Here is a 17,014-nt window from a genome sequence, read left to right as displayed (position 1 = left end):
GGAGTGACGGCTTTACCGCCATCTTTCCCCGGTGCTGAATCCGGGGTCTTTCGCGGAGACACTGATGAGCAACAGCTTCAACACCGAGGACACCCTGGACGTTCAGGGCCGGACCTATCACATCCACAGCCTCGCCCCGCTCCGGAAAACCCACGATCTGGACCGCCTGCCCTTCTCCCTCAAGATCCTGCTGGAAAACCTCCTGCGCTGCGAGGACGGGCACAACATCACCCGGGCACACATCCAGGCCCTGCTGGACTGGGACCCCAAGGCCGAACCCAGCGCGGAAATCGGTTTCACCCCGGCCAGGGTGGTACTGCAGGACTTCACCGGCGTCCCCGCCGTGGTCGACCTGGCCGCCATGCGTGATGCCATGCACGCCCTGGGCAAGGATCCGAAACGGATCAATCCCCTGGCCCCGGTGGACCTGGTGATCGACCACTCGGTGATGGTGGATCACTTCGGCCAAAAAAACGCCCTGGACCTGAACATCAAACTGGAATACCACCGCAACAAGGAACGTTACCAGTTCCTGCGCTGGGGCCAGCAGGCCTTCGAAAACTTCCGCGTGGTGCCCCCGGGCACCGGCATCGTCCATCAGGTGAACCTGGAATACCTGGCCCAGACCGTCTTCGTGCGTGACGACAACGGCAGCCTCCACGCTTACCCCGACACCCTGGTGGGCACTGACTCCCACACCACCATGGTCAATGGCCTGGGCGTGCTGGGCTGGGGCGTGGGCGGCATCGAGGCCGAGGCCGCCATGCTGGGCCAGCCCATCTCCATGCTCATCCCTCAGGTGGTCGGTTTCAGGCTCAGCGGACGATTGCCGGAAGGCGCCACCGCCACCGACCTGGTGCTCACCGTCACGCAGATGCTCAGAAAGCACGGCGTGGTGGGCAAGTTCGTGGAATTCTTCGGCGATGGTCTGGATCACCTGCCCCTGGCGGATCGAGCCACCATCGCCAACATGGCCCCGGAATACGGCGCCACCTGCGGCATCTTCCCCATTGACCGGGAAACCCTGGAATACCTGCGCCTCTCGGGCCGGGATGAATCCCGCATCACCCTGGTGGAGGCCTATGCCCGCCACCAGGGTCTGTGGCGCGACACCGGCGCCCGGCAGGCCGACTACTCGGACATCCTGACACTGGATCTGGCCGGTGTGGTGCCCAGCCTGGCGGGACCGCGTCGCCCCCAGGACCGGATTCCCCTGGATCAGGCCCGCCGCAGCTTCAGCGACACCCTCGACCGATTCCTCAAGGAACATCACGCCACCCCGACGGATCGGGAGGAGGCCCGCTTTGCCGATGAAGGCGGCCATGCCGCCCCCGGGGTGGACGACAGCCACGAAAAGGGCGCGGTGGAATACGAGATGGACGGCGAGCGACATCTGCTCAAGCACGGCGCCGTGGTGATCGCCGCCATCACCTCCTGTACCAACACCTCCAACCCGGCGGTGTTGCTGGCCGCCGGCCTGCTGGCGAAGAAGGCCCTGGAAAAGGGCCTCAAGCCCAAACCCTGGGTTAAGACCTCCCTGGCACCCGGTTCCCAGGTGGTCCCGGCCTATCTGCAACAGGCCGGACTCCTGCAACCTCTGGAAGCCCTGGGCTTCTCGGTGGTGGGCTTTGGCTGCACCACCTGTATCGGCAACGCCGGCCCGCTGCCCGAACCCATCGGCAATGCCATCCGTGAGGGTGACCTGATGGTGGCGGCGGTGCTCTCGGGCAACCGCAACTTTGAAGGCCGCATCCATGCCGATGTGCGCACCAACTACCTGGCCTCTCCGCCCCTGGTAGTGGCCTACGCCCTGGCGGGGACCATGGCCGTGGATCTGTACCAGGACCCGCTGGGGACGGACAACCAGGGCCAGCCGGTTTACCTCAAGGACATCTGGCCCAGTCAGGCCGAGATCAGCCGACTCATGGGGACCAGCATCCACTCGACCATGTTCCGGGAGAAGTACGCCGACGTCTTCGAAGGCGATGCCAACTGGCGGCAGATCCTTGTCACCGAGTCGGAACGCTACGACTGGGCCGAGTCCACCTACGTAAAGAACCCGCCCTACTTCGAGGGCATGACACTGGACCCCGAGCCGCCCGAAGCCATCCGGGATGCCCGCTGCCTGGTCATGGTGGGCGATTCCATCACCACCGATCACATCTCTCCCGCCGGCGGTATTCACCCGGAGAGCCCGGCTGGGCAATACCTGCAGGCCCTGGGTATCGAACCCAGGGAATTCAACTCCTATGGCTCCCGGCGCGGCAATCATGAAGTGATGATGCGAGGCACCTTCGCCAACGTGCGCCTGCGCAACCGTCTGGCGCCGGGTACCGAGGGGGGCTGGACCCGCCACCTGCCCGATGGCGAGTCAATGAGCATCTACGACGCCGCCATGGCCTACCGTGAGGCAGGCACACCGCTGGTGGTCCTGGCCGGCAAGGAATACGGCACCGGCTCCTCCCGGGACTGGGCGGCCAAGGGGACACGGCTACTGGGCATTCGCGCGGTGATCGCCGAAAGTTTCGAGCGCATCCACCGTTCCAACCTGGTCGGATTCGGGGTGCTGCCCCTGCAGTTCCTGCCCGGCGAGAACGCCGAGACCCTGTCGCTGTCGGGGCATGAGCGCTACAGCATCGGCTCGCTGGACGATGACCCGAACAAGGTCACCGTGACCGTGGAGGCGGATGACGGTGTACGGAGGGAGTTCAAGGCTCGGGTACGCATCGATACCCCGAAGGAATGGGAGTACTATCGACATGGTGGGATCCTGCATTACGTCATCCGGCAACTGGCATCCTGAGGGAAACGTCCGACGAAGAGTCCAAAGCGGAAATCCCGTTGCGGCAAGTGATCCGCCGATCATCCATCAATGCCATTCCCGCGAAAGCGGGAATCCAGTAGCATGCTGACAATAACGGACTCCCGCCTGTGCTGGAGTGACGGCAAGACGCTGGAAAAACCAGGGGGCTGACGGATGGACGGCAAGATCAACATCCCGGCGGACAGGGCCACGCCAGGCGCGGTACTGGCGGAAGATGTACGGGATCGCAGCGGCAGGCTCCTGCTGTCCGCCGGTCTGCCCCTGAGAGACAAGCATATTCGCGTCCTCAAGACCTGGGGCGTCAACGAGGTCGCCGTCTGGACGGACAAGGAAGTTCCGGTCATGCAACCGGATTCATCGGCCAACGGTGATGCCCAGGCAGACCCTCGCCACATCAGCGAAGCATCACTGACCCAGGCCAGAAGCATCATGACCACAGCCTTCATGCACGTGGATCTTGCCAATCCCGTCATGGATGCCTTGTTCAAGGTATCGACGGCGCGCCTTGCCAGGAAACTTGACGCCAAAGGCAATCCATGACGACCTCGATCATTCAGGACATCCTCGCCGACAACCCGGAACTGGGCACCCTGCCAAGCGTCTTTCATCGCGTCGAGGCCGCGGTCAACGACCCCACCAGCTCCTTCGAGGCCATGAGCCGGGCCATCGAGACCGACAGCGCCCTGACAGCCAAATTGCTCCGCATCGCCAACAGCAGCCTCTACAACTTTCCCGGCCAGATCAGCAGTATCGACCGCGCCATCAGCATCATCGGCACCCAGCAACTGCGCGACCTGGTTCTTGCCGCCACCATCATCCGCTATTTCAACCGGCTTCCCGTGGCGGGGGTCGACATGGAAAGCTTCTGGCGACACAGCATCGTCACCGCGCTCCTGGCCCGAAGTCTGGCCGGTGCCCGGCGCGAAGCCAATGTGGAACGCTTCTATGTGGCCGGCCTGCTTCACGACATCGGCCGCCTGCTCATGTTCATGCACATGACCGAGACATCGGCCCGGGTCCTGGCGCACCGGGATGCACACCAATGCCTGTTGTTCCAGGCGGAACAGGCGATTCTGGGAATGGACCATGCCGAGTTGGGCGGGGATCTGCTGCAGGCCTGGAACCTGCCACAAGCCTTCGAGGAGCCGGTCCGTTATCATCACACGCCGGGCCTGGCCGCCCAGTACCCCATCGAAACGGCCGTCGTCCATGTGGCGGACAGCATTGCCAATGCCCTGAGACTGGGTACCAGCGGAGAGCGCTATGTCCCCCCGATTGATGATGAAGCCTGGATTCGCATTGCCCTGTCCGAAACCATGCTGGAACAGGTGATCACCCATACCGACATGCACTACCAGCAGGTCGTCGATGTATTCACGGCATGAAAATGACTAAAAAAGACACACCTCACCGGGCAGAAATCGACTATCTGCGTGAGCGTGTGGCTTATCTCGAGGCAGCCAATCACTGGCATCACTATGCCATGGATGTACTGGCTTCCATGACCTCGATCTTCGGTGACCACCGTCACAACCGAGATACCCAAACCATCCTCAAATGCGCGCACGACTGCGTGATCCGCGTTCTGACCCTTGAGGATGCGGGTTATTACATTGTTGATGACGACTCCAACTTCAATCTCGCATACCGTCAGCCCGGCTGCACGGATGAGGAGCTGGAGGCCGCCGTCGAATGCCTGATCGACGAAGGCAAGTTCGCCTGGGCCATCAACCAGAATCATCCGGTATGCATCCACGCGGGAGGCCGATATCCGGCCGACACCCATCTGGTGATGCACGTCGTCTCCACCCGTACACGCATCCGCGGCATGTTCGTCGGCCGTATCCGCGGCACCGCCCTGCGCGCCGCCGAGTCAGGCCTCAAGGTGCTGTCCATCATCCTTTTCAATACGGCCTATGCACTCGAGAGTGCCGCCCTCTACGCCCTCAGGGAGCAACAGCATCAGACCCTGCGCAAGATCACCCAGCGCCAGTCGAAGGAGCTGCTTCACCAGCACAGTCACGACACCCTCACCGGCTTGCCCAACCGGGTTCTGTTCAGTGATCTTCTCAGCCAGCTGATGCAGCGCCGGGGCGTACCCGACGGGCATATCGCCGTGATCCTGATGGATCTGGATCACTTCAAGCGAGTGAATGATTCCCTGGGGCATCGCGCGGGAGATATCCTGATCCGCCGTCTCGCCGGCGAGATGCGCAACACCTTTCTCTCGGCCGAGGTGACCCGACGCTACCATCTGGACGTCGCCAATGTGACCCTCTCCCGACTGGGCGGCGATGAATTCGGCATCATCCTGGACAACGTGGCCTCGCTGGATCTGGTGGCTCGTTTCGTCCAGCAACTGATCGAAAGCATCAGCCGTGAACATGAGGTCATGGATCATCAGGTGTTCATCACCTGCAGTGCCGGCATCAGCATCCACCCCTTCGACGGCAATGACGCGGACACCCTGATCAAGAACGCCGACGCGGCCATGTACGAAGCCAAGCAGCGCGGCCGCAACCTCTACCAGTTCTATACCAAAGACCTCAATTCCCAGACCTACCGCCACCTGGTGCTGGAAAACCAGCTGGTCAAGGCCCTGGCCCGGGACGAGTTCGACATCCACTACCAGCCCCAGGTCTCACTGCGAACCGGCAAGGTGGAAGCCCTGGAGGCGCTGGTGCGCTGGCATCACCCGGAGAAGGGGCTACTGAGTCCGGCCCATTTCATTCCCATTGCCGAAGACACCGGCATCATTGAAGGCCTGGGGCTATGGGTGCTCAAGCGGGTATGCGAGGACATGCACCGGCTGCGGGAAGCGGGCATCGAGCCTCCCCGCATGGCCACCAACCTGTCGGCACGCCAGTTCCGGCAGGCCAAGCTGGTGGAAAGATACGCCGCCATCCTCAAGGAGCACGATATCTCGCCCCACCGTATCGAACTGGAGCTGACGGAAAGTACCATCATGCAAGACATCCACGTGGCCGTGGACATGTTCCGGCAACTGCATCAGCTGGGCTTCCGGCTGGCAGTGGATGATTTCGGCACCGGTTACTCGTCCCTCAACAACTTGAAGCATTTTCCCATCCATAGTCTCAAGATCGATCGCTCCTTTGTGAGTGACACCCCCCATGACCGCGACGATACGGCCATCGTCACGGCCATCGTCGCCATGGCCAAGGGGCTGGGCCTGGAAGTGGTGGCGGAAGGCGTGGAAAACGAGGAACAACTGGCCTTCCTCAAACAGCTCGATTGCGAGTTCATTCAGGGTTACTACTTCAGCAAACCTTTGCCATTCAATGATCTATACGACTATCTTGAAGCTTTCTCTTACTCTTGATTCATACCTCACCCTCACGCCCCCCACTGTCGACTGATGGGCCGGTCAGCGCCATCGGATCCAGCAAGCGCCGCAGCTCGGCCTCATCCAGATCCGTCATCTCCAGCGCTACCTCCAGCACGGGCCTGCCCTCCGCATAGGCCCGCTTGGCAATTGCTGCCCCTTGCTCATACCCGATTACCGGATTGAGCGCCGTCACCAGGATGGGATTGCGTTCCAGCATGGCCTTGAGCCGTGACTCATCCACCGTCAGGCCTGCCACGGCCTTTTCCCGCAGCAGCACAATACCTCGGGCCAACAGCTCGATACTTTCAAGCAGATCATGAGCCATCAGCGGTAACATTACGTTAAGCTGAAAGTTTCCGGACTGACCGGCGATGCCGATCGTGACATCGTTTCCCATCACCCGGGCACAGATCATCGCCACCGCCTCCGGGACCACCGGATTCACCTTGCCGGGCATGATGCTGCTTCCGGGCTGCAGGGCCGGCAGCCGGATCTCGCCCAGCCCGGCCAGCGGCCCCGAGTTCATCCAGCGCAGATCGTTGCAGATCTTCATCAGGCTCACGGCCAGGGTCTTGAGCTGCCCGCTCATCTCCACCGCCGCATCCTGAGCCGCCATCCCCTCAAACCGGCTCGGCTTGATAACGAACATCACCCCGGTGCGACGGGAGAGTATCCGGGCGACGCGATCGCCCAGCTCGGGATGGGCGTTCACCCCCGTCCCCACCGCAGTCCCGCCGATGGCTAATTCCACCAAGCGGGGAAATCCGTCTTCCAGGCGCTCCGCCCCGTAACGCAGCTGCTGGGCCCAGGCCCCCAGTTCCTGGTCCAGCCGCACGGGCATGGCGTCCATCAGATGGGTACGCCCGGTCTTCACCAGACCGGCAAGGGACAGGGCGCGCTCGTCGATGCAGTCCGCCAGCTCCAGCACCGCCGGGATCAGCTGCCGGCGCAACGCCACGGCGGCAGCCACATGCAACGTGGTCGGGATCACATCGTTGGAACTCTGCCCGAGATTGACGTGATCATTAGGGTGCACGGTCGCCCCCAGGTGCCGGGATGCCAGCGTGGCGATCACCTCATTGGCATTCATGTTCGAGCTGGTGCCGCTGCCGGTCTGGAACACATCCACCGGGAAGTGCTCCACGTGCTCTTCCCGTGAGACGGCATCCGCCGCCGCGATGATGGCCTCGGCCATTTTTTCGGGCAGCAGGCCCAGATCCCGGTTGGCCTGGGCACAGGCCGCCTTCACATGACCCAGGGCGCGGATGAAGGCTGCCGGCATGGGCCTACCGCTGATTTGAAAATGATTCACGGCACGCTGGGTCTGGGCGCCGTATAGCGCCGTGTCCGGGACCTCCACCGGCCCCATGCTGTCATGTTCCACACGCATCCTGGAGTTACCCATCATCCGCCCTCCTCTTTGCCGTCGACACACTCAGTTCCCAAACGGAGCGAATCACCTATCCTGTAGTATAATCCCGCCTTTTTCAGTCAGCCCGGAGACCCCGCCCCATGGAGCTATCCTCCCTCACCGCCATCTCCCCCGTGGACGGCCGCTACGGCAGCAAGACCGAGATGCTGCGCCCGATCTTCAGCGAATTCGGCCTGATTCGTCACCGGGTCCAGGTCGAAGTGGAATGGCTCAAGGCGCTGGCCACCCATCAGGGCATCCCGGAAGTGCCACCCCTGGGTGAGCATGCCCGTCACATTCTGGACGGCATCGTGGAAAACTTCTCCGAGGAAGACGCCCGCCGGGTCAAGAACATCGAACGGACCACCAACCACGACGTCAAGGCGGTGGAGTACTTCCTCAAGGAAAAGGTCACCGGAAACGCGGAACTGGCTGCCATCAGTGAGTTTTTCCACTTCGCCTGCACCTCCGAGGACATCAACAACCTGGCCTATGCCCTCATGCTCAAGGAGGCCCGGGGTCAGGCCATGCTGCCGCTGATGGACGAGGTCATTCACGCCATTCGCGATCTGGCCCACAAGCACGCCGATCAGCCCATGCTCTCCCGCACCCACGGCCAGCCCGCCTCCCCCACCACCCTGGGCAAGGAAATGGCCAACGTGGTGCATCGCCTCAAGACCACCCGCAACCAGGTGGCCAACGTGATCATGCTGGGCAAGATCAACGGCGCGGTGGGCAACTACAACGCTCACCTGAGCGCCTACCCGGACGTGGACTGGGAAACCCTGGCGCGGGAATTCATCGACAGCCTGGGCCTGGAGATGAACCCCTACACCATCCAGATCGAACCCCATGACTACATGGCCGAACTGTTCCACGGCCTGTGCCGCTTCAACACCATCCTCACCGACTTCTCCCGCGACGTCTGGGGCTACATCTCCCTGGGCTACTTCCGGCAGAAGGTGATCGCCGGCGAAGTGGGCTCCTCCACCATGCCCCACAAGGTCAATCCCATTGATTTTGAAAACGCCGAGGGCAACCTGGGCCTGGCCAATGCGGTCTTTGAACACCTGGCCGGCAAGCTGCCCGTCTCCCGCTGGCAGCGGGACCTGACCGATTCCACCGTGCTGCGCAACATCGGCATGGGCTTCGCCTGGTCCGTGATTGCCTATCAGGCCGTCGGCAAGGGCATCGGCAAGCTGGAAGTGGACACCGCCCGCCTGGATGCCGACCTGGAGGCCAACTGGGAAGTCCTGGCCGAGCCCATCCAGACCGTCATGCGCCGCTACGGGGTGGAAAAACCCTACGAGAAGCTCAAGGAACTCACCCGCGGTCAACGGGTGGACGGCCCCCGCCTGCGCGCCTTCATCGACACCCTGGAGATTCCCCAGGTGGCCAGGGACCAGCTCAAGGCCCTCACCCCCGGCGGCTACACCGGCAACGCCGCCCAGCAGGCGCGAAGGATCTAAAGGATTTTCGTGAGGCCAACATGCAGCAGGAAAGGATCGTAGAAAAGTCAGCGGAATCAGCGGTAAGCCATCGACCAGAAAGGAAAAACGGGCTTCACCGCTTCTGTGTGGCGCCGATGATGGACTGGACTGACCGGCATTGCCGCTACTTCCTACGTCTTATCTCCCGCCGTGCCTTCCTCTACACGGAGATGGTCACCACCGGCGCCCTGCTCCACGGCGATCGGGACTACCTGCTGGGCTTTGATCCGGCGGAGCACCCGATCGCCCTGCAACTGGGGGGCTCGGACCCCCAGGCCCTGGCCTCCTGCGCCCGCATGGGGGCCGAAGCGGGCTATGACGAGATCAACCTCAACGTGGGCTGCCCCTCGGACCGGGTGAGTTCCGGGCGGTTTGGTGCCTGTCTCATGGCCGAGCCGGCGCTCGTGGCCGACTGCGTGGCCGCCATGCAGGCTGCGGTGGACAGCCCCGTCACCGTCAAGCACCGCATCGGTATCGACCACCTGGACAGCGAAGCCCATCTTCACCGGTTTGTGGAGACAGTCGCGGGTGCCGGCTGTACCCGCTTCATCGTCCACGCCCGCAAGGCCTGGCTGCAGGGTCTGAGCCCCAAACAGAACCGGGAAATCCCGCCCCTGTGTTACGACCGGGTTCACCGCCTCAAACAGGCCTTTCCCCATCTGGAGATCATCATCAACGGCGGCCTCACCCGCCTGGAAGACTGTCGGACGCAGCTGGCACATGTGGACGGGGTCATGCTGGGCCGCGAGGCCTACCACAACCCCTGGCTCCTGGCCGGCGTGGACCCAGAATTGTACGGCGAACCGGCCCCGGCGCAATCCCCCCATGAAGTCATCGAACAGTTTTTGCCCTATGTGGAGGCCCGTCTGTCGGAAGGTGTCCCCCTGCAGGCCATGACCCGTCACATTCTCGGCCTGTTCCAGGCCCGCCCCGGTGCCCGCGCCTGGCGCCGTCACCTGAGCGAAAACGCCCACCGCCCCGGTGCCGGCCCGAACATCATCCGGCAGGCGGCAGCCAAGGTTCCCGCCCAGGGATGATCCCCTGCCGGGCCTTTCCCCTCACCCCCGTTGAGCAAACTCCCCCACCATCACCTATCCTCCCCAAAGGGCCTGCAGCCGCCACCCGGGAGGCGACATGAAACACATCATCATCTGCTTCGACGGCACCTGGAACACCCCCAACGACAGCGGCGACATCGAACAGGGTGCCAACACCAACGTCTACAAGCTTTACGAAGCCATCCCCGCCACCCACCAGGGCATCCCTCAGCGTAAACACTACGTCCCCGGCGTCGGCACCCGCTGGTACAACCGCATCAGCGGCGGCGCCTTCGGCGTGGGCCTGGACCGACTCATCAAGCAAGGCTATCGAGCGCTGGTGGACCACTACGAAGACGGCGATCAGATCTTCGTCATCGGCTTCAGCCGGGGCGCCTACTCCGCCCGCAGCCTGGTCGGCATGATCCGCAACGCCGGCCTTGTCCACCGCAATCGCCGCCGGGAAATCAATGCCGCCTACGAGCTCTACCGCACCCGCGACGAAGGCCCGGACAGCCCCGGCGCCATCGCCTTTCGCGAACGATTTTCAAGGGAACCGGACATCCACGCCCTGGGAGTCTGGGACACCGTCGGCGCCCTGGGCGTCCCCCTGCGTTCGTTCGACTGGTTCAACGCCCGCCGCTACCAGTTTCATGACACCGAACTGAGCGGCATCGTCCGCAATGCCTTCCACGCCATCGCCGTGGACGAGCACCGGAGCAGCTACGAGGCCACCCTCTGGGACCCCAAACACAAACCCAGTCAGCGCATCGAACAGGCCTGGTTCAGCGGCGCCCACGCCGACATCGGCGGCGGCTACCAGGATGCCCGTCTTGCCGACGTGGCCCTGCACTGGATGGCCGAGCGCATGATGGAATGCGGCCTGGGCATCGACAAGAACCAACTCGCCCCCGTCACCGACGAGAACCTGCTGGCCCCCGCCCACGACTCCTTCGCCCTGTTCATGAAAGGCATGTACCAGCGTGTCTCGTCCCGTTACTACCGGCCGCTGGGGACCACCCTGCACGGCCACGAAGCCCTGCAGGAAATGGTTCTCAAGCGCCTCAAGGAAAAGGATGATTACCGCCCCAGGAACCCCCTGCGCCCCCACCTTCAGACCCCCGGCATCCCCCTCGGCGACGCCCAGCGCCTGCGGGACCTGGAGGTGTCGTAAATGTAGTAATCTTGGCGCATGCGTCTGACCCCGGACCAACAAACCGCCATCCGCCGGATCGTCACCGAACTGACAGGCCCGAAGGCCACGGTGCGCCTGTTCGGGTCACGCCTGGATGACCACAAAAAAGGGGGGGATGTGGACCTGATGGTGGAACTGACGGAGCCGGCCGACAACCCCGCTTGGCTCTCCGCCACCCTCTCAGCCAGAATCAGCCGCCAAATGGACGGGCGCAGGGTGGATGTTCTTATCAGCGCGCCCAATCTGATCCGGCTTCCCATTCACGACATTGCCCGCCGCGAAGGGATCATGCTTTGAATATCGCCCTTGAAGAGAAAGACAAGGCACGCCTGCAATTCCTCGCCCGCATCGTGGAAAAGGAGGCACGACACTTGCGAATCACCGACCAGCGATTCTTTGCACACCCCTTCACCCTGCAAAGGGCGCGGCAACTTGAAAACGACACCGACCAAGCCGAACGTGCCGATGCTTTCGTCGCTCGCTTCGGCAGACTCCAGGATAGCCTCGGCGACAAGCTGATTCCTCTGTATCTTCGTGGCCTGGGAGAAAAGACCGGCGCCGCCATCGACAATCTGGACAAGGCGGAACGCCTGGGCATCATTCCATCCTCGGACACCTGGCTTACCGTGCGCAAACTTCGCAACCAGATGATCCATGAGTACATCGAAGATCCCGAAATATTGGTCAATGCCCTGGAAACCGGCCATCATTTCGTCCCCGTGCTGCTGGAGGTGACACAAACACTCCTGGACGACATGCTGACTCGGGGTTGGCTGACTCCAAAAAAAGCGTAAAGCATCATGTTGCCGGACACGGAACACACACCCCGCATCACCATCGCCGGTGCCAGCGGCTTCATCGGTACCGCCCTGTGCCGTGAACTGGCCCGGGACTACCCGGTCACCGCCCTCACCCGCTCCCAGGCCCGCGCCCAAACCCCCGATCCCGACACCCGGATCACCTGGCGGCACTGCGATCTCTACGACCTGGCCGAACTCACCCATGCCCTCAAGGGCTGCGACTACGCCGTCTACCTGGTCCATTCCCTGGCCCCCTCGTCACGTCTCACCCAGGCCGCCCCCAGGGACATGGATCTCATCCTGGCCGACAACTTCGCCCGCGCCGCCGCCGCCAACGGCGTCAGACAGATCATCTTCGTCAGCGGCCTCATGCCCGACACCTTCCGCATCTCCACCCTGCTCTGGAGCCGCCGGGAAGTGGAAATGGCCCTCACCGCCCACGGCGTCCCCGTCACCATCCTGCGCGCCGGTCTGGTGGTCGGCCCCGGCGGCTCCGCCTGTCGGCTCATGGTGGAACTGGTGCACCGGATCGGCATCATCACCCTGCCCCCCAACGCCCGCACCCGCACCCGGCCCATCGCCCTTGGGGACCTTATTCGGGCCATCCGTCACACCCTGGGCACACCGGAACAATACCGGGGCCACTTCGACCTCGGCGGCCCCGACTGTATCAGCTACGAAGACATGCTCCGGACCACGGCACGGCTGCTGGGCCTCAAACGCCGCTTCCTCACCTTGCCCTGGCTGCCCGGCGCCATCGTCGCCCTGGGCGCCCGCTGGATCACCGGCACCCCCACCGCCCTGGTGGCCCCCGTCATGGAAAGCCTGCCCCGGGATACCCGGCTCAAGGACAATCCTCTGCAACGGTTCATCGACCAGGATGCCATCCCCTTCGAACAGGCCCTGAACGACGCCCTGGACCACCGCCGCAAACGCCTGCTACCCAACCCCCGGCAACCCATCCACAAAAAGACCCGGGCCGAACTCAGACAGGCCAGCCGGGTACGCTCCATCCAGCGCATCATCCAGCCCCCCGGCCAGGACGCCGCCTGGGTGGCCGGCAACTACTTCCGCTGGCTGGGCAGCTGCTGCCGGCCCTTCGTGAAGACCACGGTCCTCACCGACCCCCATAGCGGGGAAGATACCGGCTACCAGGTCCACCTGCGCCCCGGCGGACTCATGCTGCTGCAACTGGAACGGGACATTCAGGCAGGCACAAAGGATCGGCAGATCTACCGCATCACCGGCGGCCTGCTGGCAAGAAAGGCAACACAACGGGGGAGATTCGAGTTTCAGAGCGTCCTGGGCGGACGCTACACCATGGCAGCCATTCACGACTTTGCGCCGTCACTGCCCTGGTATCTGTACCTTTGGACCCAAGCCGTGGCCCACCTACTGGTCATGCGCCGCTATCAGCGGCATCTGGCACGGCTGGCGCGGTGAAAAATGAGCCTAAAAATCCCCCACCTTCTCATACGCCCGCGCCCCCGCCACACCCTTCTGCACCTGGCGAAGCTCCTCCCCTAAGGCATCCCGGGCCTCCTCCAGCAATGGCAACAAGGCCTGATCCAGATCGCGGATGCGGGTCAGCCGTTCAGCTAGGTCCGACTTTTCCGCCACGTCGGCGGGCAGATTGTCCACCTGGATTCCAGCAGCCAGCCGGGTACGCTCGTCTTCCGTCTCCATCAATGCCTTCCACTGGCCGTCCCGGGCCAACGCAAGACGGCGGCGGGAAAGATCTTCCAGCGCCGCCGCCGCTTCAAGCACCGACTCCATCGAATGTACCGGCATCACGTCTCCGAATTCACCGATCTGGCTGCGGCTTCCGGGTTCAACCTGGCCTCCTTTGGGATCTCCTTCCAGGCTTCCCGAATCTCGCCCAGCAGGGTACTCACCTCATCCAGCACCGTCACGTCGTCCCGGGCGTTGGCACTGACCAGGCGGCGTTGCATGTAGTCATAGAGTTCGTCCAGGTTACGGGCAATGTCTCCGCCCTTCTCCAGATCCAGACCACCACGCAACCCACCGATGATGTCAAAGGCCTTGCCGATGAACTTGATCTTGGCCGGCCGGTCTCCCCGGATCACCGCGCCACGGGCCTGGGCCAGACGATCCATGCCGCCATCCATCAGCATCTCGATCAGACGATGACGATCGGCAAAGGGCGCATCGGCGGCACCGATCTGCTGATACTGGTTGATACCCTTATGCATGGCTGCATAGCTCATAGGATGCCCCTGACGCTGAAAGATGAAACCCTGTTCTGAATACTCTAGCGGTCATGCGGGGAAAAACTTGAGAGTGCCATCGTTCGCACTCACTCTCACTTCTTGTTCATATTGGTAATCATCTGCAACTGATTATCCAGAAACTGACTGGTCTGATTCATCTGGGCCACCATGGCATCCATGGCCGAGAACTGGGCAATCAGCCGCGCCTCCACCCGCTCCATCCGGTAATCCAGCCGATCCCGCTGATCCTCCAATCCACGGAGGCTGCGCTCCAGGCTCTTGGTGCGGGTATCCAGGATGTTGTCCCGACCCGTGTACTGCTCCACCATGCCCTGCATCCGCGCCACCAGGCCATCATCCTTGTCCGTGAACAGGCGGATCACCTCATCCGGATCTTCCGCAAGCCGGGCATCCAGCCGTGCCTGATCCACGCTCAGGGTCCCGTCACGCTGGGTGGAAATCCCCAGATCCGCCAGGATTCTCACGGAACCATCCATGCCGGCGACCGGGTTACTCAACAACCGACCCATCTGGAACTGCACGCCACGCAGAGTGGAATCGCCGTTGAGTGCGGCGCTGGTACCGGCATCCGCATTGAAGCTACCCAGCTGATTAGTCTGCCGACGCAGTGCATTGTAGGCATCCACGAAGGCCTGCACGGCTTCCCGGGCGGTTTCCTCCTTTTCGGTGACGCCCACGCGGGTAGTGCCTTCTTCGGTCAGGGTCAGGTCAACCCCGTCGATGACATCGTTCACCTGGTTGCTGGTCCGCGTGATGGTGAGACCATCAACCACCAGGATCGCATCCTGGGCCGCACGCAGCTGGGTGAATCCACCACTGACACCGGCGCCATCCATGGTCGAGGCATCAAACGCAAGCTGATTGAGTAACGCACCGCCGGCGGCACCGGACACGGAGACGGCATCGATACCATTCGCCTCACCGGTCTTGAGCGACGTGAAGGTCAGTCGCGGCCCCTGCCCGTCATTGATGACTGAAGCACGCACGTTGCTGGAATTGGCATTGATCTGGTTCTGCAGATCCTGCAGGGATGAAGCCCCGTCCGCCAGGGTGAAGGTCTCGGTGGAACCATCCTTCAGGGTAATGGTGACATCACCGGCGCCAAGCTGATCAGTGGCCGTAAAACCAGCACCGAACAGACCGGCATTGGTTGCAAGCCGCTGGGACTGGGCAAGTTGCTGGACTTCCACCTCATAGGAGCCGGGCGGTGCATTGCCGCGCACGGAAGCCGAGACGATGCTTTCATTCAGCACCCGAACGTCAAAGGCCCGGAACGAGGCCGGATCCTTCATCTTGTCCATGGCCTTTCCAAGATCAGCCAAGGCGTTTTTCAGACGACCCAGCGCGGAAATCTGGTCCTTGGCCTGCTTTTCCTGGCGCGCAATGCGCTGTTCCTGAGGCTGTCGCTCCGCGGCAACCAGCTGATCCACCAGACCCCGGACATCGATGCCGGAACCCACTCCCATTGCACTGATCGTACTCATGACGACCTCCCGAGAACTCAAAAAAACGGTGACGGACGGCAGGCGCACCTACGGCCGGCTCTGCCATCCGTCAAATGCCACATCATTTGCTCTGCAGACAACCATAGAGACAAGCAAATAACGGGCCATTTCCTAAGCCTTTTCCTTGACGAGCAAACCTCTCACCTCGTCCAGATAGGCGGCGACCGCCAGGATCTCGTCGGGAGGCAACTGCCGGATCAGTTCTTCACTTTCCGAATCAAAGACCTTGACCACTGTCTTTCCGGTGGAATCATCGATCGTGAACTGCAGATTGCGCTGCACCACCTGCACAAAGTCATTGATGCGGTTGACCGCGTCGTCAACCTGATCCGCCAGTCGAGCATCATCCGAAGATCCGGCAGGGGAAACCTTGAGGGGACCCAGTTCTTCCGACTTTTCGGTGACTGCCGGCACATCCTTGCCGCCGGACATGGACTCGGAAGGCAGGCGATTGCCTGCCACCTCGGTGGAAGCCGAGGGCCTGGGGGCGCCTGTATTCAAGGGTATGACGTTGAATCGTGTTTCCATCTGCCATCTCCTCCCCCGATGGCGGGGAGAACGAAAGCCCGGGTGACCATCGCCGCCCGGGCCGTCGTGTTCACATCAACCCCCGGGCGTTACTGCAGCAGTGCCAGAACACTCTGGGGCGCCGTATTGGCCTGGGCCAGCACCGAGACACCAGCCTGCTGCAGAATCTGGTTCCGTGTCAACTCGGCGGTTTCCGCGGCGAAGTCGGCATCCCTGATGCGAGAACGAGCCGCGGACTGATTCTCAGCTGCATTCATAAGATTCGCGACCGCGGACTCCAATCGATTCTGATAAGCACCCAGATTCGCCCGATAGTCCCCGATTGTGACCAAGAGGTCGTCAATATCTCCGATTGCGCCATCAGCAGTAGTCCCGTCGGCGCCAGCAACATCAATCGCATTGGCAAAAGCGAGAAAATCTTCAGTAAGTTCAAGCTCAAGAGTGTCCCCTGAATTAGCACCCACGTGCAGGGTCACCGTACCACCACCGAAAGTTCCATCAAGAATAGTTTCTCCATTAAACGTGGTTTGCTCAGCAATACGGTTAATTTCATCAGCCAATTGATCAACTTCAATCTGAATAATATCGCGATCTTCTTCGGTATAGGTCCCGTTCGCGGCCTGAAC

16 protein-coding genes are annotated in these 17,014 nt (G+C 62.3%); 10 read left to right on the top strand and 6 right to left on the bottom strand.

The window, feature by feature from the left end:
* Nucleotides 1–64 precede the first annotated feature (64 nt).
* The 4 genes from acnA (at nt 65) to ECTPHS_RS03135 (ending at nt 6,164) form a co-directional block, all read left to right on the top strand.
* Nucleotides 65–2,803, top strand: coding sequence for an aconitate hydratase AcnA (gene acnA, locus ECTPHS_RS03150; protein WP_008931230.1), 2,739 nt, complete (start codon nt 65–67; stop codon nt 2,801–2,803).
* Between the two features lie 174 nt (nt 2,804–2,977).
* Nucleotides 2,978–3,364: a hypothetical protein gene (locus ECTPHS_RS03145; RefSeq protein ID WP_008931229.1), complete on the top strand. Its 387-nt coding sequence runs from the start codon at nt 2,978–2,980 to the stop codon at nt 3,362–3,364.
* Nucleotides 3,361–4,209 carry an HDOD domain-containing protein gene (locus ECTPHS_RS03140; protein WP_008931228.1) on the top strand — a complete coding sequence of 283 codons (849 nt, stop codon included), beginning with the start codon at nt 3,361–3,363 and terminating at the stop codon, nt 4,207–4,209. Before ECTPHS_RS03145 ends, ECTPHS_RS03140 begins: the two co-directional genes overlap by 4 nt.
* 2 nt (nt 4,210–4,211) lie before the next feature.
* Entirely contained in the window at nt 4,212–6,164 is a 1,953-nt protein-coding gene (locus ECTPHS_RS03135) for an EAL domain-containing protein (RefSeq protein ID WP_050814195.1), read from the top strand.
* 1 nt (nt 6,165) lies between these two features.
* Here ECTPHS_RS03135 and ECTPHS_RS03130 read toward each other — a convergent pair whose 3' ends face one another.
* Nucleotides 6,166–7,575, bottom strand: a complete 1,410-nt coding sequence (locus ECTPHS_RS03130; protein ID WP_050814198.1) for an aspartate ammonia-lyase — start codon at nt 7,573–7,575, stop codon at nt 6,166–6,168.
* A 107-nt stretch (nt 7,576–7,682) separates the two neighbouring features.
* Between ECTPHS_RS03130 and purB the strand changes: the two genes are divergently transcribed.
* From purB to ECTPHS_RS03100, 6 genes are all read left to right on the top strand, one after another.
* The gene (purB, locus tag ECTPHS_RS03125) at nt 7,683–9,050 is read left to right on the top strand and encodes an adenylosuccinate lyase (protein WP_008931225.1); all 1,368 of its coding nucleotides are present in this window, start codon (nt 7,683–7,685) and stop codon (nt 9,048–9,050) included.
* A gap of 20 nt (nt 9,051–9,070) precedes the next feature.
* Entirely contained in the window at nt 9,071–10,108 is a 1,038-nt protein-coding gene (gene dusA / locus ECTPHS_RS03120; protein WP_083838743.1) for a tRNA dihydrouridine(20/20a) synthase DusA, read from the top strand.
* Between the two features lie 97 nt (nt 10,109–10,205).
* Entirely contained in the window at nt 10,206–11,282 is a 1,077-nt protein-coding gene (locus tag ECTPHS_RS03115; protein WP_008931223.1) for a DUF2235 domain-containing protein, read from the top strand.
* A gap of 18 nt (nt 11,283–11,300) precedes the next feature.
* Complete coding sequence (locus ECTPHS_RS03110) at nt 11,301–11,600, top strand: nucleotidyltransferase domain-containing protein (RefSeq protein ID WP_008931222.1); 300 nt, start codon at nt 11,301–11,303, stop codon at nt 11,598–11,600.
* A 2-nt stretch (nt 11,601–11,602) separates the two neighbouring features.
* Complete coding sequence (locus ECTPHS_RS03105; RefSeq protein ID WP_371200056.1) at nt 11,603–12,097, top strand: hypothetical protein; 495 nt, start codon at nt 11,603–11,605, stop codon at nt 12,095–12,097.
* A 6-nt stretch (nt 12,098–12,103) separates the two neighbouring features.
* Nucleotides 12,104–13,546, top strand: a complete 1,443-nt coding sequence (locus ECTPHS_RS03100; protein WP_008931220.1) for an NAD(P)H-binding protein — start codon at nt 12,104–12,106, stop codon at nt 13,544–13,546.
* 9 nt (nt 13,547–13,555) lie between these two features.
* Here the strand turns inward: ECTPHS_RS03100 and ECTPHS_RS03095 are convergent, their stop codons facing one another.
* The 5 genes from ECTPHS_RS03095 to ECTPHS_RS03075 all read right to left on the bottom strand — a co-directional run.
* Nucleotides 13,556–13,894 carry a flagellar protein FliT gene (locus ECTPHS_RS03095; protein WP_008931219.1) on the bottom strand — a complete coding sequence of 113 codons (339 nt, stop codon included), beginning with the start codon at nt 13,892–13,894 and terminating at the stop codon, nt 13,556–13,558.
* Complete coding sequence (gene fliS / locus ECTPHS_RS03090) at nt 13,894–14,316, bottom strand: flagellar export chaperone FliS (protein ID WP_168044634.1); 423 nt, start codon at nt 14,314–14,316, stop codon at nt 13,894–13,896. The genes ECTPHS_RS03095 and fliS overlap by 1 nt, the downstream gene beginning before the upstream one ends.
* A 110-nt stretch (nt 14,317–14,426) precedes the next feature.
* Complete coding sequence (fliD, locus tag ECTPHS_RS03085; RefSeq protein WP_141565248.1) at nt 14,427–15,839, bottom strand: flagellar filament capping protein FliD; 1,413 nt, start codon at nt 15,837–15,839, stop codon at nt 14,427–14,429.
* Between the two features lie 132 nt (nt 15,840–15,971).
* The gene (locus ECTPHS_RS13860; RefSeq protein WP_008931216.1) at nt 15,972–16,388 is read right to left on the bottom strand and encodes a flagellar protein FlaG; all 417 of its coding nucleotides are present in this window, start codon (nt 16,386–16,388) and stop codon (nt 15,972–15,974) included.
* Nucleotides 16,389–16,477: 89 nt separating this feature from the next.
* A partial coding sequence (locus tag ECTPHS_RS03075) for a flagellin (RefSeq protein WP_008931215.1) occupies nt 16,478–17,014 on the bottom strand: 537 nt, incomplete at its 5' end.

It is taken from the genome of Ectothiorhodospira sp. PHS-1, from assembly GCF_000225005.1.
In the GTDB taxonomy this organism is placed as follows: domain Bacteria; phylum Pseudomonadota; class Gammaproteobacteria; order Ectothiorhodospirales; family Ectothiorhodospiraceae; genus Ectothiorhodospira.
The sequence above is the reverse complement of the archived record's forward strand: the minus strand, read 5'-3'. Positions and strand labels throughout refer to the sequence as shown.